The following is a 19368-nucleotide window of genomic DNA, read 5'->3' as shown; positions in this document are numbered from 1 at the left end:
CAGCGACAGCTATCGCGTAATGGCTTTATTCAGAGGGTGAAGGGGGGGCTCGAAGCACTAAAGCTCGCTCGCTTCACGTCTACTACACAGAACTTAAAGAAAACAATCCTCACAAAATCAACAACCACAAGTATAATACCGAGCACCATAATCCCTATTCGCAGATACGTTCCTATGTCTACATAGGCCCCACCCTTTCCTAAAGCAGGTGTGAACGCACTGCCCCAAAACAGCAGCGTTAGCGTTATATACAGCATCGCCCATCGATATCGACCTACATAGAGCGCATGACCTCCTATAAAGGTAAAAATGTACAAAGCACCGACTGCTAAAATCTTACTGCTTACCAGCTTTTCCCCTTCTTTTTCTGTCATTTTATGTCAGTCTCCTCGACTTAATCTAAAATTCGCGAATGAACCAGCATCGAGAGCATCTTGTATCAGCCGTACTCTTTATGCATAAAAGGCCCGGCTTTAGAACGATTTTACCGCGTCAAGGCTACCATGCGTGTGAAACGCGACAGCCCACGTACTGAGAATTTCTACTGCTACTGGATACGCTACTTCATCCGCTTCCAGGGCGTGCGACACCCCTGCCAGAATGGGAAGCCCCGAGGTACGTGCTTCTTGGAGCACCTTACGGTGGAACGCTATGTGGCAGCCGCCACACAGAACCAAGCGCTGAATGCGTAGCCCTCTGGAACATCGAGACGTTCAGGCACGCTACCGCCAGGAGATGCTGTTAATCAGCCCCCTTCCCCGACGATCACAGACCGCCTACATGCCTTCACCGGATGACGCTAGAATCCGATTTGAGCCATTTATTTACTTTGGCTTGCTTTATGAATCATCGGCTTGCGTACAGGAATCTTGAGAAAAAACCGAATGATGCAGTTACCCGGCCCTACGCCACGTCCTGCACCTCCCGGCACTTGGGATAGGCCGAGCATCCCCAGAATCGGTTGCCGACGTTTGCGCCGCGTTTCGAGGTGCGTAGCACCATTGCGCTTCCGCACTTCAGGCAGGTTCGGTCGGAGCTGGATTCGAAGCGGGCCCTGAGCTGTTTGACGTGCTTGCGGTGCGTTTCCCGATTGGGCGCCAACCGGCCGGTTTCGATTCTTTCCAATGCTTCTTGGACTTGGAAATCGTTCAATACGGGCACGCGGAACGACTTGATGTAGCGCACATAGCCACCGCCGATGGTGACGTTGTCCGGCATGTTGGTCTTGAAGACGGCACTACCCGAGAAGACCACCACTGAGTGAATGGCTTCCAAGGGCACGTCGAGCAGGGCTTCCAGCGCTTTCACGTGCTTGTAGTTCTGGCGCAGCGGGTTCTGGAACTTGAAGGTCTTGCGGTAGAGCTTCTGGGTCCACTGCCCCTGCCTTTCGCTGCCGAAGATCCAGCCCGTCATGTGCTTGGTTTCGATGACGAAGATGCCGTAGCGGGAGACCAGGATATGATCGATCTGGGTGGTACCGTCGGGCGTGGCAAGCGTGACGTTGTGAATGCCTCGGTACTCCTCCGCCGACAGCCGTACCCTGGCGATCAGCTTGACGAACGCCTCGCCGAACAGGCCCTTGAACCAGCGAGACTTGAGGACGCTCAGGGTGAGCGCCACGGGAAGCAACCACCACAGCGGTTTTACTGCTTCAAAGAGGATCGAAACATCCAAGGTTCGTCCACCTGCGAGATCTCAGGGGCGGGTCTTCGCTTAAGCCCGCTTTACCGTCACGCTAACGTTTTGCCGCGTGTAATGCTACGTAACGAACCGGAAATTTGACCTTGGTCGTGCCGTTGAGGGCAAATGCTTACGCCATGTAAGCCTTCTCTTACATGGGGCGTTTTTCAATAAAGGTGAACAGCAAGCGCCCTATTCGCGGACCCGCGAATAGGGCGCTTGACGTAGCGCGCGGCACTTTAGTTGGCGTGAGGGGTGGAAGCCGCCGGATTTCATGCAGCGCGGCGGCTTTGCAAAGGCCACTCCATGCTAGACTGGCACGGAGGCCAACAGCCCCGACTGCCCACTTCCGTCCGCTGCGGACGTTCGATGGGGCGGCGCCCTACTAATGGCAAGGAGGCCATATATGTCGACAGCTTCAGATAACGACGATCGCCTGACGGATTTGAAAAAATTCGGAACTGACCCCGGGTCGCTACATGCAGCCACCTATATCCCGAAGAACTTCCCGACGAACGGGCCGCTGGTCGTCGTGCTACACGGCAGCACCCAGTCTGCCGAGAGCTATGATCACGGATCAGGCTGGTCTACTCTCGCCGACGAGTGCGGGATAGCGCTCCTATATCCTGAGCAAAGAAAAACCAACAACCCTCTTAGCAGCTTCAACTGGTTCAAATCTGGCGATACCCACCGCGGCGGCGGCGAACCTCTCTCTATTCGTCATATGATTGAGCAGGTCGTTGATGATCATGCCATCGACCCGGCGCGCGTCTTCATCACGGGGATGTCCTCGGGTGGCGCCATGACATCTGTGATGTTGGCGACCTATCCGGAGGTGTTTGCGGGGGGCGCGATCATCGCCGGGCTACCCTACCGTAGCGCGGACTCCCTGATGCAGGCGCTGGTACGCATGAAGGGGTTTGGCGGCCCATCGGATAGCGGGCTCGACGCGCTAGTACGAAGAGCCTCGACATTCGACGGCCCCTGGCCAACGATCTCGGTCTGGCATGGCGGCAGCGATTCGACCGTCAACAATGCCAACGCCGATTCTATCGTCCGGCAGTGGCAGAAAATCCACAAGGTCGAAGGGCCACCGACACGAGTGGAGCAGGTCGACGGTTTTCCCCGGCAGGTATGGTGCAATGCGGACGGGCGGGAGGTGATCGAGGAATACATCATCGGTGGAATGGGGCACGGCACCCCAATCATGGCCGGAGGAGACGAGGGCCTCGGGGAGGAAGACAAGTATATGCTGGAAGTCGGAATTTCCTCGACCCGCCATATAGCGCATTTCTGGGGCCTTACGTAGTAGGGGAACTGTGGCCGGGCGTTTCATGCCGCCCTTTGACGGATCCGCTCCCGGCCAACGGCGCGGGCCCGGTATTGACCGTCTTATGCCAGGCCAGAGGTGGAATGAAGGCGGACGCAGTGCCGTCGCCGCATGCTGTTGCTGGATCGCCGGCTTCTAACCACGAACCGCCGCTTCGATCGCGGCAACGTCTATTTTATTCATCGTCATCATTGCATCGAATGCCCGCTTGGCGGCGGAGCGGTCGGAGCTGGTATACGCCTTGGTCAACGCGATTGGCGTGATTTGCCAAGAGATGCCCCACTTGTCCTTGCACCAACCGCACTCGCTCTCCTGGCCGCCGTTGCCGACGATCGCATTCCAATATCGATCGGTCTCGGCCTGGTCTTCCGTGGCGACTTGGAAAGAGAACGCTTCGTTGTGCTTGAACGCGGGCCCACCGTTCAGCCCCAAGCAGGGAATACCCATCACGGTGAACTCGACTGTCAGTACATCCCCTTGCTTGCCCGAAGGGTAGTCGCCCGGTGCGCGATGCACCGCGTCAACCGACGAGTCGGGAAAGGTCTTGGCGTAGAACAATGCCGCTTCCTCAGCATCGCGTTCGTACCAAAGGCAAACTGTGTTCTTTGCGATCTTCGTCATTATGATCCTCCAGCGGCATGGCGCTTCCCTGCCTGATTGATGCTTTCCTTGGCCAGGAAAAGATAGGCCAGCCGGAAAGAAGCCGCCATGGGGCCGGATTGGCCGAACCGCTGACCGCGCCAGGGTCCTTCAGCTCGCTCGGCCTGCTGAACCGTCTACTAGCCCTTTCTGGCAACGATGAAGACCGTCGCCTTCCCGGGCTGCCACTCCCGCTCGATGGAGAAGCCCGCGCCGGTCAGCTTATCGACCAGCGCCTGCTTGCCGAAGCGGTTCACATAGGGAGCGAGCCCCAGCATCTGCATGGGTGGAATCACCAGGCGCAGCAGGAAGTTGATATCGCCGATCAGGACGGTGCTGGAAACGAATACGCCACCTGGCTTGAGCAAGCCATGCACCCTGGCCAGCGTCGCGTCCAGATCTTCGAGCAGGTGAAGGATATTGAGCCCCAGCACGGCATCGAAGCTTGCCTCCGCCTGCTCCACCTCTTCCAAGGTGCCTCGTCGGAAGGTGATGTTCTCGATACCGGCATCACGTGCCTTCTGCTCGGCGATCTCCAGCATTTTGTCGGAAATATCGATAGCGACCATATCCCTGACATGAGGGGCATGGAGTATCGCCGTACTCCCCGTCCCGCAGCCGAACTCCAGCACGCTGCTATCCGGGTGCAGGTACTCCTGGGTGATGGCCAGCTTCTTCTCGTACGCGCTCACGTTGCGAATGGGGCTCTTGGCGTAGCGCGCAGCACTTTTGTTCCAGAACGCTCTGGCGTTTTTCATCGCTTCAACCCCAGGTCAGCGAACCCGGAAAATGGAGCGCGTTGGTTCATCATGAGGCAACCTGTCCGGCATGATGCGCTGGGAAGCACTCTCGCCGGACCGGCTCGGGGAGCCCGAGTTCACGCGCCGCAGGTAGAAGCGTTCCATTCACAAACCTGTCGAAGTCTTCTGCAGAGCGCCACACATCCGCGATGCGCCAACTGCCGGAAACAGGACCGCAAGCATGATAGAGAATGCTCTCTGGCGCTCCTTTCGGGGTAAGATTCGCTCCTAGCGACTCATATGACGTTTCGGTGACGCCGGGGACTTCGATGGTGGTAACGACTGTCATGCACTGCTCCTTAGAATTCAGCCTTCGATTGTAGATAGTGCTTTAATTACGCACCCTCACGGATCGCGCGGATATCGGCAATATCCACAGGTCTCGACAGGGCTGCCTTATATCGAACCAGATCCTCCCGCAGCATCAGCGGCAGCGCTTGTCCTAGCAGGCCCACCGTTTCATAGCGGGAGAAATCGATATTGAGCGTGATCCATACCTGACTGGCCACATCAAAAATCCGTACTCCGTCTGCATTCCCCACCTCCACTTTGACGCCTTCATACTTGAACTGGACGTAAGTAAGATCCCAACCCTCCTCCCGATAGTGAGCTGCAGGCTTGGATATGAATTCCTGGCCGGCCTGCACCACTTCTGGAAAATACGTGCCGGGAACGAACAGATCGATATCGTTCAGGTCTCGTTCAGAACCGTATCCCTTCGCTGCAAGCCCCCCGCAGAACAGACAGGGAATACCCCGATCCCTCAATAGCTCTAAAATCCACTTGGCTGCTACTTCATGCATACCTTGTCCCTACGCCTTCAACGCTTGGCATGAGCGGTACCCGGGAGCGGGTTCTTCCCGGCGCGCCAGCGCTATGAAAACACCACGATGGCCTCAATTTCCACAGCGAATCCTTTGGGCAATGAGCCAACGCCAATGGCGGAACGGGCGTCGGCTGGCTGTGCGGTCTCTGCTCTGCTGGTAGCCCATCACGAGCAGCACGATGAAGAGCAGGAATACCCAGCGCGGTGTGTTTCTTATTATCTCGATCAGCATGGCCGATTCCCTGGCGTCGATTTCGCCTCAGCATAGCGAGGGGAAGCCAACCCCACCAGTCAGTGCTTACTAACCTGCCGTGGGTTACGGTAGCGCCGCTTGGCTCAAGCTCGTCACCCTAGAGGTTACCTGAGCATCAGGACCGCAGCTCAAAGCAAGCCAATATTACCAGCCGTACTGTCCGCTTCAGATACTCAGAAATTGGGGGCAATAAACGGATAGTCGTCCCCTCGGCAGGGCCAGTATCTTCTTATCGTCATTCATATACGGCCGAGGGCGCAATGAAAACCAGCCAAGAAGAATCGCTTTCTACTATGCAGATGCTCGAAAGAATGTTTCAAGCGGAGATGGCTTTTATGGAATCGGAGCCAAAAGACATTTGCCTACTAGCGGATGCTTTCCACCCCAATGTTGTCGTCCACGAGCCTACATCACTCCCGTACTCATGCGACTGGATAGGCTTGGAAGGTATCGCCGGGTTGATGCAGAAAATGAGCAAAGCATTCAGCAAGGTGGCAGTGGAAGACCTGAACTACGCCGGTTCCCCAACCAAGCTGTATGTGTCGTGCATCTTACATCTGACAGCCCGAGCGACCGGAATATCAGTCACACAGCCATTTTCAGAAATATTGAGGTTTGAGAATGGCTTATTGGTTGAAGGTACGCCCTTCTATTTCGATACAGCGGAAATCAACGCCATTCTGAATCTAAGTACCTGAGAGTGGAGCTGGGTGCTCTGCGCGGAGGCCACGGCGTGGCCCCACGCCAGCGCCGCTGTGCCCTTCCAAGGCCTCGCAAAAAATGCTCAAGATTGGGGTGGGCAAGCCGATAAACCTTATACTAGGCTAAATGAAATCCAATGTTACAAAGTATGCTATTAGTGTATCTGAACGGAAGCGGCACCGGCAGTGCCTAATAGATGAAGAGGCGCTTTGGCGCCGTGAAGCCCGCCGAGCCGATGCGATAACAGCCGAGCGCAAGCGCGCTGTGGTGAACTGGAGAATCCTGGCGTTGATGCGCCAGTGGAGGTGACGCCATGAACTGGACCAAACTCCCTGACAACTGGTGGTGCAACGAGTTCGGCGACCAGATCCACGGCTACGAGATCCTGGACGACGAGGACCAATGCCAGATCGAATACCACCTCCACCAAGCAGGCGAGCGCCTGCCCTGGAGTGGCAAGACTCACACGCTGGCCGAAGCCCAGCGTCAGTTGGAGCACTGCCGGGCGTCAATGACCTGAGGGCCTTCATACAGGCGTCTCGCATGCAACGCACCCAAGCCGCGTACGCGAGCGCCAAGCTGACGCTGTTTCGTCGTACGTTGAGCCCTCCAGTCAGCGCTTACTAATCCGCCTTGCCAGGCCGTACACTGGATTCATCATAAGCTTCAAAAATCGTATTCAGCTCACCGAAGCTTGCCGCGTTACCCAGGCCTTCGAAACTCCCCTCCTCGGCCATCAACCTGGCGGCTCGCATGAACGCGCTCCAGGCGGTGCGCGCGAGCGCCGAGCCGACGCTGATTCGCCGCACACCGAGCCCTGCCAGGTCCGCCACCGTCAGCCCCATGTTGCCCATCACGATGGCATTGACCGGCTTCGGGGCGACGGCACTGACGATGGCGCCAAGTTCCTCCCGCGTTCGTGGCCCGGGTGCGAAGAGCACGTCTGCGCCGGCCTCGGCGTATGCCGTCAAGCGCTGCAGCACGTCCTTCAGCGGTTCGGGGTGGCCCACCAGGTAGCTTTCCGCCCGCGCGGTCAGCAGCACCTGCGCGCCCGTTGCCTCGATGGCAGCCCGGGCCGCGCGAATGCGCTCCACGGCGAGATCGAGATCGTACAGCTGGCCCGGCTCCCCGGTGGCATCTTCGATGGAAAGCCCGGCAACGCCGGTATCGACACAGCGCGCCACATTGGCCGCTACGGCTTCGGGCTCGTGCGCATAACCAGACTGGAAATCCGCGCTTACCGGCAGCTCGGTGGCGTTCGCCATCTCGGCGATATGAGCGAGAGCGGCTTCGCAGGATAGCCCCAATACGGTGTCGGCCTGGCCCTGGCTGAATTGGAAACCCGCACTGGTGGTTGCCAATGCACGAAACCCGCAGTGGTGGAGGAAACGCGCGGTACCGATATCCCAAGGGTTGGGGATGACGAAGCAGCCCGACTCATGAAGCTTGGCGAAATCTTCGCGTCGTTGCTCGAGACTTACCATAACGCCTCCTGTAAGAAACAGCTCTGTGAAAACTCCATCGCGCTATCGGTATTGCTCCACCTCACGGCACTCGGTAGCACAGCTCTGCGAAGCCCGTGCCCACCTGGCGGACGGAGACCAGCTCCAGCGGCGGGTTGGTGATGCGGCGTGGAAACAGCGGCTTGCCGTTGCCCAGTGTGACCGAGCCCACCTGCACGAGAAGTTCGTCCAGCAAGCCGGCGTCGTGGAATTGGCCGGCCAGATCGCCACCGCCCACGACCCAGAGGTTCTTCCCGCCTGCCGCTTGTAGCATCTCGGCATGAACGGGAGCGACGCTGCCCTGCACGAAGCGGATATCCGCCCCCTCGATGCTCGGCAGCTTGCGGCTCGAGAAGACCCAGGTTGGCGGCGTGTAGGGCCATGCCGAGCCGGTTTCCTCGGCGACTTTTTCCGAATGGCGCAGGATCCACTCATAGGTGGTGGAGCCCATGGCCAGCGCCCCGACCTCCGCAAAGAAGGCGGAATAGCTCGTGTCGTTGATATCTGCCAGCGGAAAGAGCCAGTCCAGGGAATCGTCCTCGGTGGCGATGAAGCCGTCGAGACTCGTTGCCGTATAGTACTGCGTTTTCATGGCATTTCGGCTCCAATTGTTCAGGCACTCTTCCGGCGAACTCAGCGGTCGTTCAGCCCCTTACCTGCGAGAATAGTCGGCACGCACTTCTCGATTCTCGATGTCCGCGTGCTGGACTGCTTGGCACCGGTGAAATGGAGGATATAACCCCGCTGCCGCCCCGGTGTGAGCGATTCGAAGGCAGCCTTCAGAGCCGCATTACCATCCAGCACCATCTGGAACTCCTCGGGATATTCCAGCTCATTCTTCTCGCTGAAGTCCACCTTAGCCCCGACCTTCTCCAGCGCGATGGCTTCATGAAGGTAGGCTCTCAATACTGGCCCCAGCGCTTCGATCTCTTGCGCCTGGGTAAAACGAACCTGGCGCATCGCCTGGGAATGCTCACCCGGTGCAACGAGAATGCCTTCGGGGTCCTTCAACAAGCTGCCCTTGAAGAAGCCGAGGGCGCAGTATGATTTCATTGCAAAGATAACTGCCACGTTGCTGCCCTGGAACGAGTAGCACAGCTTTCCCCACTTCACGTCTTCACTCAACTCGCAGTCAAGCAGTATGGCTCGAAGCTTATTTCTCTCATCCTGCCATTCGGTCTTGTTCAAGAGCGCTTCGACTTTTGGATTTGTTGTTTTCATTGCCTCTCTTCTCTTGGTCAATGGAATGTGCGCCTCACCCCAGTCAGCGCTTACTTACTCACTAAGCCTCTCACCCTCTAACCCTCTCAAACGTACCACTCCAACCCTTCATAGGGGCTCTTGCGTAGTTCTGCCAGCCGGCTTTCGAGGTTGCCCGAATGGATTTCGAGCTTGTGGTCGTCAGGATCGAGGAAGAGGGAGCTGCGATTCATCATTCTCGAGAGAGCGTATCACCCGGCAGGGGTTGCCGCCGGCAAACACATCCTCTGGGATGTCTTTGGTCACCACGCTGCCGGCGCCGATGACCGAGCGGGCACCGATGGTGACGCCGGGGGAGAGAATCGCCCCGCCGCCGATCCAGACGTCGTCGCCGATGGTGATGGGCTTGGCAGCTTCCAGGCCGCCACGGCGCTGCTCGGCATCGAGCGGGTGGGTGGCGGTGTAGACCTGCACATTGGGGCCGAACATCACGTGATTGCCGATGGTGACCTGCGCCACGTCGAGGATCACGCAATTGAAGTTGAAGAAGACCCGCTCGCCCAGCGTGATATTGCCGCCGTAGTCGCAGTAGAACGGCGGCTCGATGAAGGTGCCCTTGCCCATGGTGCCGAACAGTTCGAGCAGCAGCCGCTTGCGCTCACTCCCCTGGTCGTCGCTCGTATCGTTAAAGGCCTTGGTCAGCAGACGGGCGCGGCGGCGTTCACTTTGCAGCTCGGTATCGCGCGGGTCGTAGAGCTCACCGGCCAGCATTTTTTCCTTTTCACTATTCATTGCATCTCCCTTGTCGTAGCCGCTTCAATCTGGGTGCGGCAGGTGCCCGAGGGGCAAGGCCGATTGCGCCTTTACCGTCGAAATCGCGAAGTTGCTGCGGATGTCGCCGACACCCGGCAGTTTCAACAGCTTGTCGAGCAACAGCGCCTCGTAGGCGGCCAGATCCGGCACCACCACCTGCAGCAGGAAATCCGCCTCTCCCGAGACCAGATGGCAGGAAACCACTTCCGGTAGCTTGACGACGTCCTCTCGAAACGCCCGGGCCATCTCGTCATGGTGCTGCTTGACCTTGATCCCAACGAATACGGTGAGTCCCAACCCCACCCCGCCTCGCTCCAGCGCAGCGTGATAGCCCTGGATGATGCCCCTTTCCTCGAGCAACCGCACTCGGCGTAGACAAGGCGATGGCGAGAGCCCCACCTCCTCGGCGAGCTGAACGTTGGTAAGCCGCGCATCGCGCTGCAGGGCGGAGAGGATGCGGCGGTCAAGATTATCGAGCTTCATTTTTGGCATGATTGACAAGCCTATCGCGCACTATCGTTTTTAATATGCCAATAATAGCCGCTATGCAGCCCAACTACGCAACACGCTTTGACCTGACTTTCCTTATGCTGAAGCCATATTGAACCGGTCAGGGGAGGTCGTGGCATGGAACACTTGGGTCTGTTCGTGGCTGCGCTGGCCATTGCCTACATGATTCCTGGGCCGGACATGGTGCTGATCCTGCAGACTGCCAGCCGGCAGGGCCGTGGCCTTGCCTTGGCCACGGCATGCGGGCTGGGGTTGGCACGCGGCGCCCATGTCGCCCTGGCAGCCCTGGGCTTGGCGGCTTTGCTGAAGGCCTCACCGCTGCTGTTCGATATCACACGAGGAATTGGCGCCGCGTACCTGGTCTGGCTGGGTATCCGGCTGGCCCGTGCCGACATGTGGTCGGATACCGCAAGCGCTGCACCGCAGACGCTTCTTCCGCGCTCCTACCGCCTGGCATTCCAGCGCGGCTTGTTGACCAACATTGCCAATCCCAAGGCCCTGCTGTTCTGCTCGGTACTGCTGCCGCAGTTCATGCGCGCCGATTCCGGCATGGTGGCGCTGCAATTCACGCTGCTCGGTATCGTGCTAGTAGGCGTCGGGTTTATCTTCGACCTGTTCTATACGGCAGTTGGTATGGCTCTAGGCCGCTGGATGGCAAGTCACCCGCTTGCACAGCGCTTCCAACGCTGGCTATTCGCCACCTTGCTGATGGGCTTCGGTACAAAACTGGCGTTGAGCGGCTGACTTCGGTTGGCGCGACGGTGCACTGATAAGTCCTCCCCACACCCAGTCCAGTTACTGCTCGTGGTCGGGACGTCACACGCCAAACAGACGCCACACCAGCGGCAGGAACGCCGCGGTGAATACCCCCGTCAGGCTCATGCCGAGCGAGGCGAAGGCGCCCGCGGTGGGGCCGAGTTCGAAGGCGCGCACGATACCGATGGCGTGGCCATTCACGCCGAGGGCGAAGCCGAGGATGCGCTTGTCGGTGATCTTGAGCAGGCGGGCCAGCAGCGAGACGAAGATGGTGGTCAGCACGCCGGTGATCAGCAGCCCGCCCAGCATCAGCGAGAGCGAGCCGCCGATCTGCTCGATGATACCCATGGCCAGGGGTGCGGTGACGGACTTCGGCGCCAGCGAGGCCAGCACGTCAGGCGGCGCCCCTAGCAGCCAGGCAATCAGCACGGCATAGAATGCGGCCAGTACGGCGGCGAGCGGCACGCAGCAGAGGATCGGTTTCCACAGCGCGAAGATATGCTGTCGCTGCTGGTAGAGCGGCACCGCCAATGCCACGGTGGCAGGGCCCAGCAGCAGTGTCAGCCAGGTGACGTTGCGCTGATAATCGACGTACTCGTAGCGCAGCAGCCACAGGCTTGCCGCCGTGAGCACGGCGCCGATCAGCACCGCCGGGCACCAGCTCGGCCGACCCATCCGTTCGAATAGGTGGATGCCGCCAAGATAGGCGGCCAGGGTCAGCGCAACGGCGAGTATCGGTGTGCTCAGCAGGGAGGCGTGCAGCTCGCTCATGGCTGACGCTCCCGCTCATCGGCGTTCGCGGCTTCCCGGGGCATGAAGCGCCGCATCAGCCATAGCGTGGTGAGCACGCTGAGAAAAGTGCCTATGCCCAGGGCGGCCATGATCGCCGTCCAGTGGCCGGCGAACTCATCGATTACGAAGAACACCCCCACCACGCCGGGCATGATCAGCATGGCAAGCAGCGGAATCAGCGCCTGGCTCGCCGTGGCCACGCTCTCGTTCAGGCGTCGCTTCACGAGCAGCCAGGCCAGCAGCAACAGCAACCCGGCCATGGCATGGGAGACGGGTAGCGACAGCAGCTCGACGACGGCGTGGCCGAGCAGTTGGAAACCGAGCAGCCACAGGAACCCACGCAGAAGCTTCATGCCATCTCCGCACGAAGGGTGAACATTGCGCCGCCTGCCGCGGGAAGGCGGAAGGTAGCCAGAACGGGAAACGTTACCAAGCTTACCATGTTGCCGCTGCATGCGGTGCGGCCTGCATCTGCAACATTTTTGATGCGCAAGATAAAGACGCTTGACGAAACATCGTGCACGATATAAATTTCACTGCATGAGCAAAGAGACACCACACCTCGACCATGACGACAGCGAAGATCTGCTACACCTCGACCAGCAGCTCTGCTTCGCGCTGTACTCGACGCTACTCGGCGTCAACAAGGTCTATCGCGGGTTGCTGCGTGAGCTCGATCTCACCTATCCCCAGTATCTGGTGATGCTGGTGCTGTGGGAACAGGATGGTCTCAAGGTGACCGATATCTGCGAGCGGCTCTATCTGGAGACGACCACGCTGACTCCCCTGCTCAAGCGCCTGGAGAGCCGCGGTCTTCTGCATCGCCGTCGTTCGGCTCAGGACGAGCGGCAGGTCATCGTCACCCTGAGCGAGGAAGGAAGGGCGCTGCGACAGAAGGCCGGAGAGTTGCCGAAGTGCATGGCCGAGGCCATGGGATGCTCGGCGAAGGAAGTCGCCGACCTGCGCCAGAGGTTGAACCAAATTCGGGCGAGCTTGTTCAAGCTCGCGGAATGAAGCACCTGTGGGGAAGCCACGGGATTTTTAGACCTATAAATATCGTGCGCGATATAAACACACACGATAAATACCACGAAGGAGAAGCAACATGTCACTGGAACAAGTACTTTACCGCGCCACCGCAACAGCCACAGGCGGACGTGACGGACGCGGCATCAGCGACGATGGCCAACTCGACGTCGCACTCACCACACCCAAGGAACTGGGCGGCGCCGGCGGCCAGGGCACCAACCCGGAACAGCTGTTCGCCGTGGGCTATAGCGCGTGCTTCCTCGGTGCCATGAAGTTCGTGGCCGCCCGCGACAAGCTGCCGATGCCGAAGGATGTCAGCGTTACCGGTAGCGTCGGCATCGGGCAGATCCCCAACGGCTTCGGTATCGAGGTCGAACTCAAGATCAGCCTGCCGGGTGTGGATCGCGAAGACGCCGAAGCACTCGTCGAACGCGCCCATGTCGTTTGCCCCTACTCCAATGCCACGCGCAACAACATCGACGTTCGCTTGAGCATCGTCTGAGGCTCGCGCAGTCTCGAACGGGGCAAGACAGTAAAACGCGAGAGCCGCAGACGCATGCCGTCTGCGGCTCTGCCTATATATGACCGGAAAGTTCCACGCGCCCCAGTAAGCGTTTACCTACCTGAGAGCACCCGGCATGGGGGCTTCAAACCGACTCGAGCGGCTCGGCTTGATAGGCCTCGTGCAGCAGTGAGAGAAACTCCGGCGCTTCCAGCAACGATACCGGGCCGATCCGGCTAACGGCGATGCCAGGCGTCCATGAGTTCATCACCACGGCCCCCTTCAGCGAGGATAGATCCGCCAGGGTTACCGCCTGGGTGCGCTGGGCAATGCCAAGACGCTGCAATTGCCGTCGCACAATGCCCATGGTGGTGCCCAACAGAATCTCCGCCTGCGGCCATACCACGGCGGCACCATCCCAGAAGGCGAGGTTCCAGATCGTGCCTTCGCTGAGCCGCCCTGCCCTATCCAGGAAAGCCGCATCATCGTAGCCCTGCTCGACGGCCTGGCGCAGGTAGGAGGTCTTGGCCACCTCCCCCACATGTTTCACTTGCGGTAGTACGCGCTCGTACTCGACCGGTGCCAGCGTCAGCGGGCCTAGTGGGCCGGAAGAAGGCGGTGCCGTGCGTACCAGCACCTCCGGGGTCGCTTCAGGCCCAGCCATGGTGAACTCCCCCGCCGGCGAATAGAGCGTGGCCAACAGCGAGAGGTCAGAAGGGCCAGCCTCCACGGCCTTTCGCAGATAGCGTCGGATCTCTTCGTCGGCAAGCGCCTGGCCAAACAGCTCTCGCGACGCAGAGCGCAGCCGTTCCAGATGAAGGTCGAGGCCACGGATCTTGCCGCCACGTACCTGCATGGCAGTGAAGTGGGCGTAGCCCGCGAAGGCCAGCGATGAGAGCTCGCTTGCCGTGGCGTCGAGTCCATTGCGCTGTGTTACGTAGGTTTCCCGGTTTGCTGTCATGAGGTAACTCCGTATTCAAGGTTCGCTTGATAATGTCGCGTTGACTCTTTCCTGGGAAACGAGTATTTCTCGATGAACCATCAAGTTTGGCTTGAAGAACGATGAGCAACCGACTGCTGCCCGGTACGCGGGCATTGAGAACTTTCGAGGCCGCGGGCAGGCACTTGAACTTCACGCGTGCCGCCGAGGAAGTGGGACTGACGCCGGCCGCGGTCAGCTATCAGATTAAGGAGATGGAACAGCAGCTAGGGATCGAGCTGTTCGTGCGCAGCAGCCGCAGTATTCGGCTTACGCCTGCCGGGGCGGTGGTGTTCGAGGCCGCCAGCGAAGCCCTGGAAAACCTGCAGCGTGCCGTGGGGCGTGCGCGAAAGATGGCCCGAGGTTCATCACCGCTGCGCCTTTCGCTCGGCGCCCGTTTCGCCACGAACTGGCTGCTACCCCGGCTCTCCCATTTCAGGGAGGCCGTTCCCTCCCTGGAGTTGACGTTCGACATTACCGACGACGTCAGGGATTTCGAGCTCGACGATGTGGACGCGGCCATTCGCTTCGGCGGTGGCCTGTACGCCAACGCCCGCTCGGACCGGCTGTTCGAGACAACGGTGGTGCCCGTCTGCAGCCCGGCACTGCTCGAGGCCGGCCCCGATCTGAAGGCGCCCAGGGATCTGCTGAACCACACACTGTGCCACGTGGATTGCCACGTCGGCGGCCAGGCCTGGCCGAATTGGCCCATGTGGATGGCGGCGGCTGGCATCGAAGACTTCGACCCCAGCCGCTGCGTGGCCTTCTCCGAGGCGAGCCATGTCGTGCAAGCCGTGCTCGAAGGCGGCGCCGTAGGCCTTGCCGAACCGGCCATGATAGAAAGCGAGCTCCGCCAGGGCCGCCTGGTGACGCTGTTCAACATAGAACTCGCAGTGATGCCGGCGTTCGCCTACTACCTGGTCTATCCCGAAAGCGGCCAGTTCGACCCGCGCTTATTGGCATTCAGGCAGTGGCTCCTTGACGAAGTACACGCTTCAAGCTGTGGAGCAGCCGGCGTTGGCGCTCCGGCGACTGTCTGACTGGAAGCCCCTCCTCAAGGATTCTGCTCCCGTTCCGGCATCGTTTTTTCGATATATATCCAGGCAGGCATCTGGGCCCGCTTCAGCCACGGCAGCCTGGCCAGTATGGCGATGACCACCAGCGCGAAACCGAGCCGTGCCCATAACAGGCCGGAGAGGTCCGCCCCCATCAGCATGATCAGCAGAGTATCTTCGATCAGGCTGTGGCAGAGGCCGAGGAAGCAGAGCGTGAGCACGATGTCGCGTGGCGTCAGGCGGCCCGAATGCGCCTCACGCAGAAGCAGTCCGGCACCAAAGGTGAGCCCCAGGGTGATACCGATCACGGTGATGTTGGCTGCTGCCGGGCCGATACCCAGCAGCTGCAGCAGCGGGTAGAGCAGCTTGTGAATCAGCCGTTCGACGCCCAGCCAGTGCAGCAGCCTGAGTAGACTCATCAGGGCGAAGATCACCACGAAGATGATCGCCAGCGTCGTGGCCTGCCCCTGCAGCCAGGCCGCCAGGGTCGCCTCCTGGGCGGAAGGCTTCCACACCACGTGGTTGGCGTGCTGAAGCCAGCCTCCCCACGAATAGCTCAGGTGCAGCAGCCAACCCAACAGCCAGGCACCGCCGACTCGCAGCAGCACGGTCAGCCACCAGGGCACGCCGGCCATGCGCGCCACGGCCCCCTCTATCGGCAGCGAGTGCCCCACGGCCATCAGCGCACCCAGCACCGTCACCTGCGCCACGGTCAGCGGCGTATCCCGCGTGACTTCGAAGAAGATGACCAAGCCAGTGTAGATGTTGGTCAGCAGTGTGGCGGCCCACACCACGCTCAGCGGTTCGGGCAGCCCCAGCGGCGCCATCAATGGCGCGAGCCATTGGCCGAGCAGCTCGGTCATGCCCAGCATTTCGAGTGCCTTCACGATCAGCAGTGCCGGCACCATCACCTTGAGCAGGGTCCAATAGACCGTCCAGGCCTCGCGCAGCAGCTTGCCCATCGTGCCGAGCAGGCGGGCAGGAAGTCGTTGTGTCATGTGGGCGTTGTTCCGTCAGGGAGCCAGTTGCTTAATTTACTCATGTACCGGACAAGGCGATGGCGTTATTACCCTGAAACGGGAAGAATATTGCTTTCTGTAGGTGGCGAAGGAAATTTCCTGCACATGGACAGACTCGACCTGAGGATCCTCGATCAATTGCAGAGCGATGCCAGCCTGACCAACCAGGCGCTGGCAGGGCGGGTCGGGCTTTCACCCTCGGCATGCCTGAAGCGTGTTCGCCGCCTTAAGGAGCAAGGCGTGATCCAGCGCGAAGTGGCGATCCTGGCGCCCGAAGCGTTGGGTGCCAACCTCCACATGGTGGTGGAAGTGACCATGACGCGAGACGACAAGGCGCTTTACGGCCGCTTCATCAAGCAGATGGAAGCGGCCCCCGAAGTCACCCAGTGCTACCAGGTCACCGGCGAGGTGGATTTCGTGCTGATCGTCAGCGTGCCCAACATGCAGTGCTACGATCGCTTCTGCGACCGCGTGCTGGATGCCAGCGACGGGGTGCACAAGTTCCGCACGCTGATATCGCGCAAGCGCACCAAGTTCGAGACGCGGCTGCCGCTGGGTATCTAATTGCTGGCCAAAGTGCTCTACCCTACTCGTCCTTGGGGCCGACCCAGGCGAAGGGGTTGTGAGCCACTTCCCACAGATAGCCGTCCGGGTCGGAGAAGTATCCAGAATAGCCACCCCAGAACACCTTCTGGCCAGGTTTGACCAGCTTGGCGCCAGCGGCAACCGCCTGCTCCAGGAGTTCGTCGACCTCCGCCTCGGAGGCCAGGTTGTGGGCCAGGGCGATGCCGGCAAAGCCGCTGCCTTCGGCAGGAACGCCCGCATCCTCGGCCAGCGCCTCACGGCCGTAGAGCCCCAGCCAGGTACCGTTGAGGGTGAAGAAGGCCACTTCGGGCGGCGACTCCATCCTGGGCAGACCCAGCCCCTGCTCGTAGAAGCGAATCGACGCCGCAAGATCGCGGACACCGAGCGTGATCATGCTGATCCTTGGCTTCATGCTGCGATTCCTCCATTAATGGCCAACGATACACTACCGCTCATCATTACCGACGAGCCACCAGCAAGCCCACCCCGGCACTGCCAAGCAGCGCCGCACAGCCACGATTGAACAGCCGTCGCATGGCGGGGCGCGAGAACCACTGGCGCAGGAAAGCGCCGACATAAGCGTAGCCGGCGATGGCCACCCACTCGAGCAGCAGGAAGAGCGCACCGAGGACAGTGAACTGCAGCGCAACGGGGCCGGCAGGGTCGACGAACTGCGGCAGGAAGGCGGTGAAGATCAGGATCGCCTTGGGGTTGCCCGCCGCCAGCAGGAACTCCTGGCGTGCCAGCCCCAATAGGCTGCGCTGCCGCCCTTCCAATTCGCGCTCCTCACCCGGTTCGGCGAACCACAGCTGGTAGGCCAGCCAGAAAAGGTACGCGGCCCCCAGCAGCTTGATAACGAGGAACAGCCTTTCCGACGCATACAGCAGCGTGGCAAGCCCGGAGGCCGCCAGCGCAATCATCGCCACGAACGCGACCAGGCGGCCGATTCCCGCCAGGCAGGCAACATTGACGCCGTAGCGCTTGGCGTTGCTCATGGAGAGCAGGTTGTTGGGGCCTGGCGCCAGGTTGAGCGCGAAGCAGGCCGGTATGAACAGCAATAGCGTGGTCAGGTCCATTATCGCTTTCCCAGTGTATTTAAGGTGAGGCCTGCCTGGACCGATCGCGCCATGCCGAATGAAGCCATGCCCGCTCAGCCCGGCTCCGCTGCCGATCGCTGCTGCCATTGCGCCCGAAGCATTCGATACAGGCGCACTGGCCGCTGATGGAGCTCCAGCGTCCGAAATCGACCGAACCCCGCCTTCTCCACCACCCGTAGCGAGGCGGCATGCGTTGGCTCGATGATCGCAATGATCGAATCGAATCGCCTGTCGCTGAAGGCATGCTCCAGCGCAGCAAGCGCGGCCTCGGTAGCCAGCCCTTGGCCCCAGTAGCGCCTGGCAAGCCGGTAGCCCAGGTTCAACTCCGTGGTACCTTTGATTTTTTCAGGAGACACGCCACAGATGCCGACGAAGTTGCCGTCCTTCCTGTCCACCAGTGCCAGCGGCCCCGTGCGGTGTTTGATGTAACAGTCGAAACACCAGTCGAGGAAGATGCGAGTGGCCATCTCATCACAGACGCCGCGCAGGGAATGGCGCATTACCTCTGGGTCGGCAAGCATCTCGGCCAACGCCGGCACATCCCCGTTGGCCAGTGGACGCAACCGAAGGCGCGGCGTTTCCAACTCATACATGGTGCCTCCCTGGCAATCATTACGCCTAGCCGTTGGCATGGGTCATTCCGACCTCAGCGGATTGGGATATCGAAGTGCAGCACGTCCTCGCGCACACCGAGTTTCGAGTAGAGCTCAATGGCGGGGGTATCGACCAAATCTGCCTGAACGTAGACGACAAAGGCACCCCGCTGCGCCGCAATAGCCTTAAGGCTCTCTATCATTGCCGTGGCAATGCCCTCGCGCCGGTGTGCTTCTGCCACCGCCAAGTCATAAATATAGATCTCGCTGCGCTCCTGCTCGAACTTGTGCAGCTCGTAGGCGGCAATACCGCCCACCACCTCGCCGCCCTTGCGGGCCACCAAGGCAATGAAGGTATCGCTTGCCAATAGGCGTTCCATGTAAGCCCGGCCGGGTCGAGCGGCACCGTAGGTATCTACTTCATTGAATGCCTCACCGAACACGGTCAGCAGCTCATCCATCAGCATGCTGTCGCGGGGGGAGAGTGTCTCGATGACAAATCCTGTGGCTGTGTCCATTGTTCACCTCGTTCTTACTTACCAGGCCCTGCCTGCCGGCGCACTTATGCTGATCGATTGGGCTGTGGCAGCAGCTCCGTTATGCGCTATTCGATGGGCTATGCTCAAGTTTTTCCACTCGCAGGGATGCGAATTGGCCATGTCAAGCTGGGTGTGGCATGACCTAAAAAGCCGGGGCGCTCATGGCG

28 protein-coding genes and 1 pseudogene are annotated in these 19368 nt (G+C 60.1%); 9 read left to right on the top strand and 20 right to left on the bottom strand.

What is annotated here, in order from left to right; translation table 11 throughout:
* Positions 1-29: 29 nt before the first annotated feature.
* On the bottom strand, positions 30-374 hold the full coding sequence (locus SPH52_RS16640) for a hypothetical protein (RefSeq protein WP_411796167.1): 345 nt from the start codon (positions 372-374) through the stop codon (positions 30-32).
* 60 nt (positions 375-434) lie between these two features.
* Here SPH52_RS16640 and SPH52_RS16635 point away from each other — a divergent pair, with 60 nt between their 5' ends.
* Positions 435-692, top strand: coding sequence for a phage integrase N-terminal SAM-like domain-containing protein (locus SPH52_RS16635; RefSeq protein ID WP_411796166.1), 258 nt, complete (start codon positions 435-437; stop codon positions 690-692).
* A 211-nt stretch (positions 693-903) separates the two neighbouring features.
* On the opposite strand, the gene SPH52_RS16630 is transcribed toward SPH52_RS16635, so the two are convergent.
* Complete coding sequence (locus SPH52_RS16630; protein WP_411796165.1) at positions 904-1674, bottom strand: NERD domain-containing protein; 771 nt, start codon at positions 1672-1674, stop codon at positions 904-906.
* A 412-nt stretch (positions 1675-2086) separates the two neighbouring features.
* Between SPH52_RS16630 and SPH52_RS16625 the strand changes: the two genes are divergently transcribed.
* Positions 2087-2989: an alpha/beta hydrolase family esterase gene (locus SPH52_RS16625; RefSeq protein WP_411796164.1), complete on the top strand. Its 903-nt coding sequence runs from the start codon at positions 2087-2089 to the stop codon at positions 2987-2989.
* A 156-nt stretch (positions 2990-3145) separates the two neighbouring features.
* Here SPH52_RS16625 and SPH52_RS16620 read toward each other — a convergent pair whose 3' ends face one another.
* From SPH52_RS16620 to SPH52_RS16605, 4 genes are all read right to left on the bottom strand, one after another.
* Positions 3146-3631, bottom strand: coding sequence for a VOC family protein (locus tag SPH52_RS16620; protein WP_411796163.1), 486 nt, complete (start codon positions 3629-3631; stop codon positions 3146-3148).
* A 158-nt stretch (positions 3632-3789) separates the two neighbouring features.
* Positions 3790-4407, bottom strand: a complete 618-nt coding sequence (locus SPH52_RS16615; RefSeq protein WP_411796162.1) for a class I SAM-dependent methyltransferase — start codon at positions 4405-4407, stop codon at positions 3790-3792.
* 377 nt (positions 4408-4784) lie between these two features.
* A complete protein-coding gene (locus SPH52_RS16610) occupies positions 4785-5252 on the bottom strand; it encodes a hypothetical protein (RefSeq protein ID WP_411796161.1) in 468 nt (155 codons plus the stop codon).
* Positions 5253-5345: 93 nt separating this feature from the next.
* Positions 5346-5507 (bottom strand): hypothetical protein, encoded by a 162-nt coding sequence (locus SPH52_RS16605; RefSeq protein WP_411796160.1) that lies wholly within the window; start codon positions 5505-5507, stop codon positions 5346-5348.
* Positions 5508-5788: 281 nt separating this feature from the next.
* Between SPH52_RS16605 and SPH52_RS16600 the strand changes: the two genes are divergently transcribed.
* Positions 5789-6226 (top strand): nuclear transport factor 2 family protein, encoded by a 438-nt coding sequence (locus tag SPH52_RS16600; protein ID WP_411796159.1) that lies wholly within the window; start codon positions 5789-5791, stop codon positions 6224-6226.
* 317 nt (positions 6227-6543) lie between these two features.
* Positions 6544-6750, top strand: a complete 207-nt coding sequence (locus SPH52_RS16595) for a hypothetical protein (RefSeq protein WP_411796157.1) — start codon at positions 6544-6546, stop codon at positions 6748-6750.
* Between the two features lie 103 nt (positions 6751-6853).
* On the opposite strand, the gene SPH52_RS16590 is transcribed toward SPH52_RS16595, so the two are convergent.
* The 6 genes and pseudogenes from SPH52_RS16590 to SPH52_RS16565 all read right to left on the bottom strand — a co-directional run bounded on the left by SPH52_RS16590 (position 6854) and on the right by SPH52_RS16565 (position 10237).
* Positions 6854-7714, bottom strand: coding sequence for an isocitrate lyase/phosphoenolpyruvate mutase family protein (locus SPH52_RS16590; RefSeq protein ID WP_411796156.1), 861 nt, complete (start codon positions 7712-7714; stop codon positions 6854-6856).
* A gap of 61 nt (positions 7715-7775) precedes the next feature.
* Positions 7776-8324, bottom strand: a complete 549-nt coding sequence (locus tag SPH52_RS16585; protein WP_411796155.1) for a dihydrofolate reductase family protein — start codon at positions 8322-8324, stop codon at positions 7776-7778.
* A 41-nt stretch (positions 8325-8365) separates the two neighbouring features.
* Positions 8366-8953: a YdeI/OmpD-associated family protein gene (locus SPH52_RS16580; RefSeq protein WP_411796154.1), complete on the bottom strand. Its 588-nt coding sequence runs from the start codon at positions 8951-8953 to the stop codon at positions 8366-8368.
* Positions 8954-9039: 86 nt separating this feature from the next.
* Positions 9040-9150: pseudogene (locus tag SPH52_RS16575) on the bottom strand (glutathione transferase); the annotation flags it as partial.
* Positions 9134-9724 (bottom strand): sugar O-acetyltransferase, encoded by a 591-nt coding sequence (locus SPH52_RS16570; RefSeq protein WP_411796153.1) that lies wholly within the window; start codon positions 9722-9724, stop codon positions 9134-9136. The gene SPH52_RS16570 and the pseudogene SPH52_RS16575, both read right to left, overlap by 17 nt.
* A 24-nt stretch (positions 9725-9748) precedes the next feature.
* Complete coding sequence (locus tag SPH52_RS16565) at positions 9749-10237, bottom strand: Lrp/AsnC family transcriptional regulator (protein WP_411796152.1); 489 nt, start codon at positions 10235-10237, stop codon at positions 9749-9751.
* A gap of 135 nt (positions 10238-10372) precedes the next feature.
* On the opposite strand from SPH52_RS16565, the gene SPH52_RS16560 reads away from it, so the two are divergent.
* Positions 10373-10999, top strand: coding sequence for a LysE family translocator (locus tag SPH52_RS16560; protein WP_411796151.1), 627 nt, complete (start codon positions 10373-10375; stop codon positions 10997-10999).
* 72 nt (positions 11000-11071) lie between these two features.
* On the opposite strand, the gene SPH52_RS16555 is transcribed toward SPH52_RS16560, so the two are convergent.
* Together SPH52_RS16555 and SPH52_RS16550 are read right to left on the bottom strand one after the other, a co-directional pair.
* Positions 11072-11782 (bottom strand): LrgB family protein, encoded by a 711-nt coding sequence (locus tag SPH52_RS16555; protein WP_411796150.1) that lies wholly within the window; start codon positions 11780-11782, stop codon positions 11072-11074.
* Complete coding sequence (locus SPH52_RS16550; RefSeq protein WP_411796149.1) at positions 11779-12156, bottom strand: CidA/LrgA family protein; 378 nt, start codon at positions 12154-12156, stop codon at positions 11779-11781. Before SPH52_RS16550 ends, SPH52_RS16555 begins: the two co-directional genes overlap by 4 nt.
* Positions 12157-12343: 187 nt before the next feature.
* Between SPH52_RS16550 and SPH52_RS16545 the strand changes: the two genes are divergently transcribed.
* Positions 12344-12817: a MarR family winged helix-turn-helix transcriptional regulator gene (locus SPH52_RS16545; protein ID WP_411796148.1), complete on the top strand. Its 474-nt coding sequence runs from the start codon at positions 12344-12346 to the stop codon at positions 12815-12817.
* 91 nt (positions 12818-12908) lie between these two features.
* Positions 12909-13334, top strand: a complete 426-nt coding sequence (locus SPH52_RS16540; protein WP_411796147.1) for an organic hydroperoxide resistance protein — start codon at positions 12909-12911, stop codon at positions 13332-13334.
* A gap of 145 nt (positions 13335-13479) precedes the next feature.
* Here the strand turns inward: SPH52_RS16540 and SPH52_RS16535 are convergent, their stop codons facing one another.
* Complete coding sequence (locus tag SPH52_RS16535; protein ID WP_411796146.1) at positions 13480-14295, bottom strand: aminotransferase class IV family protein; 816 nt, start codon at positions 14293-14295, stop codon at positions 13480-13482.
* Between the two features lie 101 nt (positions 14296-14396).
* On the opposite strand from SPH52_RS16535, the gene SPH52_RS16530 reads away from it, so the two are divergent.
* Positions 14397-15353, top strand: coding sequence for a LysR substrate-binding domain-containing protein (locus SPH52_RS16530; protein WP_411796145.1), 957 nt, complete (start codon positions 14397-14399; stop codon positions 15351-15353).
* 14 nt (positions 15354-15367) lie between these two features.
* On the opposite strand, the gene SPH52_RS16525 is transcribed toward SPH52_RS16530, so the two are convergent.
* Positions 15368-16366, bottom strand: a complete 999-nt coding sequence (locus SPH52_RS16525; RefSeq protein WP_411796144.1) for a nucleoside recognition domain-containing protein — start codon at positions 16364-16366, stop codon at positions 15368-15370.
* A 126-nt stretch (positions 16367-16492) separates the two neighbouring features.
* Here SPH52_RS16525 and SPH52_RS16520 point away from each other — a divergent pair, with 126 nt between their 5' ends.
* On the top strand, positions 16493-16951 hold the full coding sequence (locus SPH52_RS16520; RefSeq protein WP_411796143.1) for an Lrp/AsnC family transcriptional regulator: 459 nt from the start codon (positions 16493-16495) through the stop codon (positions 16949-16951).
* A 22-nt stretch (positions 16952-16973) separates the two neighbouring features.
* Here SPH52_RS16520 and SPH52_RS16515 read toward each other — a convergent pair whose 3' ends face one another.
* The 4 genes from SPH52_RS16515 to SPH52_RS16500 all read right to left on the bottom strand — a co-directional run bounded on the left by SPH52_RS16515 (position 16974) and on the right by SPH52_RS16500 (position 19180).
* Positions 16974-17384, bottom strand: a complete 411-nt coding sequence (locus SPH52_RS16515; RefSeq protein WP_411796142.1) for a VOC family protein — start codon at positions 17382-17384, stop codon at positions 16974-16976.
* Between the two features lie 46 nt (positions 17385-17430).
* Complete coding sequence (locus tag SPH52_RS16510) at positions 17431-18048, bottom strand: LysE family translocator (RefSeq protein WP_411796141.1); 618 nt, start codon at positions 18046-18048, stop codon at positions 17431-17433.
* Positions 18049-18122: 74 nt separating this feature from the next.
* Positions 18123-18662, bottom strand: a complete 540-nt coding sequence (locus SPH52_RS16505) for a GNAT family N-acetyltransferase (RefSeq protein WP_411796140.1) — start codon at positions 18660-18662, stop codon at positions 18123-18125.
* A 53-nt stretch (positions 18663-18715) separates the two neighbouring features.
* A complete protein-coding gene (locus SPH52_RS16500; protein ID WP_411796139.1) occupies positions 18716-19180 on the bottom strand; it encodes an AAC(3)-I family aminoglycoside N-acetyltransferase in 465 nt (154 codons plus the stop codon).
* Between the last annotated feature and the right edge of the window lie 188 nt (positions 19181-19368).

Source organism: Halomonas sp. A29 (assembly GCF_046723295.1).
In the GTDB taxonomy this organism is placed as follows: Bacteria; Pseudomonadota; Gammaproteobacteria; order Pseudomonadales; family Halomonadaceae; genus Halomonas.
This window is presented reverse-complemented; position numbering and strand designations above follow the sequence as displayed.

Excerpts from the sequence above, each read along its gene's own strand:
- SPH52_RS16600 (WP_411796159.1), top strand. The coding sequence starts at position 5,789 with ATGAAAACCAGCCAAGAAGAATCGCTTTCTACTATGCAGATGCTCGAA.
- SPH52_RS16550 (WP_411796149.1), bottom strand. The coding sequence starts at position 12,156 with ATGAAGCTTCTGCGTGGGTTCCTGTGGCTGCTCGGTTTCCAACTGCTC.
- SPH52_RS16580 (WP_411796154.1), bottom strand. The coding sequence starts at position 8,953 with ATGAAAACAACAAATCCAAAAGTCGAAGCGCTCTTGAACAAGACCGAA.
- SPH52_RS16540 (WP_411796147.1), top strand. The coding sequence starts at position 12,909 with ATGTCACTGGAACAAGTACTTTACCGCGCCACCGCAACAGCCACAGGC.
- SPH52_RS16605 (WP_411796160.1), bottom strand. The coding sequence starts at position 5,507 with ATGCTGATCGAGATAATAAGAAACACACCGCGCTGGGTATTCCTGCTC.
- SPH52_RS16565 (WP_411796152.1), bottom strand. The coding sequence starts at position 10,237 with ATGCCAAAAATGAAGCTCGATAATCTTGACCGCCGCATCCTCTCCGCC.
- SPH52_RS16505 (WP_411796140.1), bottom strand. The coding sequence starts at position 18,662 with ATGTATGAGTTGGAAACGCCGCGCCTTCGGTTGCGTCCACTGGCCAAC.
- SPH52_RS16620 (WP_411796163.1), bottom strand. The coding sequence starts at position 3,631 with ATGACGAAGATCGCAAAGAACACAGTTTGCCTTTGGTACGAACGCGAT.
- SPH52_RS16595 (WP_411796157.1), top strand. The coding sequence starts at position 6,544 with ATGAACTGGACCAAACTCCCTGACAACTGGTGGTGCAACGAGTTCGGC.
- SPH52_RS16570 (WP_411796153.1), bottom strand. The coding sequence starts at position 9,724 with ATGAATAGTGAAAAGGAAAAAATGCTGGCCGGTGAGCTCTACGACCCG.
- SPH52_RS16610 (WP_411796161.1), bottom strand. The coding sequence starts at position 5,252 with ATGCATGAAGTAGCAGCCAAGTGGATTTTAGAGCTATTGAGGGATCGG.
- SPH52_RS16545 (WP_411796148.1), top strand. The coding sequence starts at position 12,344 with ATGAGCAAAGAGACACCACACCTCGACCATGACGACAGCGAAGATCTG.
- SPH52_RS16585 (WP_411796155.1), bottom strand. The coding sequence starts at position 8,324 with ATGAAAACGCAGTACTATACGGCAACGAGTCTCGACGGCTTCATCGCC.
- SPH52_RS16555 (WP_411796150.1), bottom strand. The coding sequence starts at position 11,782 with ATGAGCGAGCTGCACGCCTCCCTGCTGAGCACACCGATACTCGCCGTT.
- SPH52_RS16590 (WP_411796156.1), bottom strand. The coding sequence starts at position 7,714 with ATGGTAAGTCTCGAGCAACGACGCGAAGATTTCGCCAAGCTTCATGAG.
- SPH52_RS16525 (WP_411796144.1), bottom strand. The coding sequence starts at position 16,366 with ATGACACAACGACTTCCTGCCCGCCTGCTCGGCACGATGGGCAAGCTG.
- SPH52_RS16535 (WP_411796146.1), bottom strand. The coding sequence starts at position 14,295 with ATGACAGCAAACCGGGAAACCTACGTAACACAGCGCAATGGACTCGAC.
- SPH52_RS16515 (WP_411796142.1), bottom strand. The coding sequence starts at position 17,384 with ATGAAGCCAAGGATCAGCATGATCACGCTCGGTGTCCGCGATCTTGCG.
- SPH52_RS16500 (WP_411796139.1), bottom strand. The coding sequence starts at position 19,180 with ATGGACACAGCCACAGGATTTGTCATCGAGACACTCTCCCCCCGCGAC.
- SPH52_RS16615 (WP_411796162.1), bottom strand. The coding sequence starts at position 4,407 with ATGAAAAACGCCAGAGCGTTCTGGAACAAAAGTGCTGCGCGCTACGCC.
- SPH52_RS16640 (WP_411796167.1), bottom strand. The coding sequence starts at position 374 with ATGACAGAAAAAGAAGGGGAAAAGCTGGTAAGCAGTAAGATTTTAGCA.
- SPH52_RS16510 (WP_411796141.1), bottom strand. The coding sequence starts at position 18,048 with ATGGACCTGACCACGCTATTGCTGTTCATACCGGCCTGCTTCGCGCTC.
- SPH52_RS16625 (WP_411796164.1), top strand. The coding sequence starts at position 2,087 with ATGTCGACAGCTTCAGATAACGACGATCGCCTGACGGATTTGAAAAAA.
- SPH52_RS16560 (WP_411796151.1), top strand. The coding sequence starts at position 10,373 with ATGGAACACTTGGGTCTGTTCGTGGCTGCGCTGGCCATTGCCTACATG.
- SPH52_RS16520 (WP_411796143.1), top strand. The coding sequence starts at position 16,493 with ATGGACAGACTCGACCTGAGGATCCTCGATCAATTGCAGAGCGATGCC.
- SPH52_RS16530 (WP_411796145.1), top strand. The coding sequence starts at position 14,397 with ATGAGCAACCGACTGCTGCCCGGTACGCGGGCATTGAGAACTTTCGAG.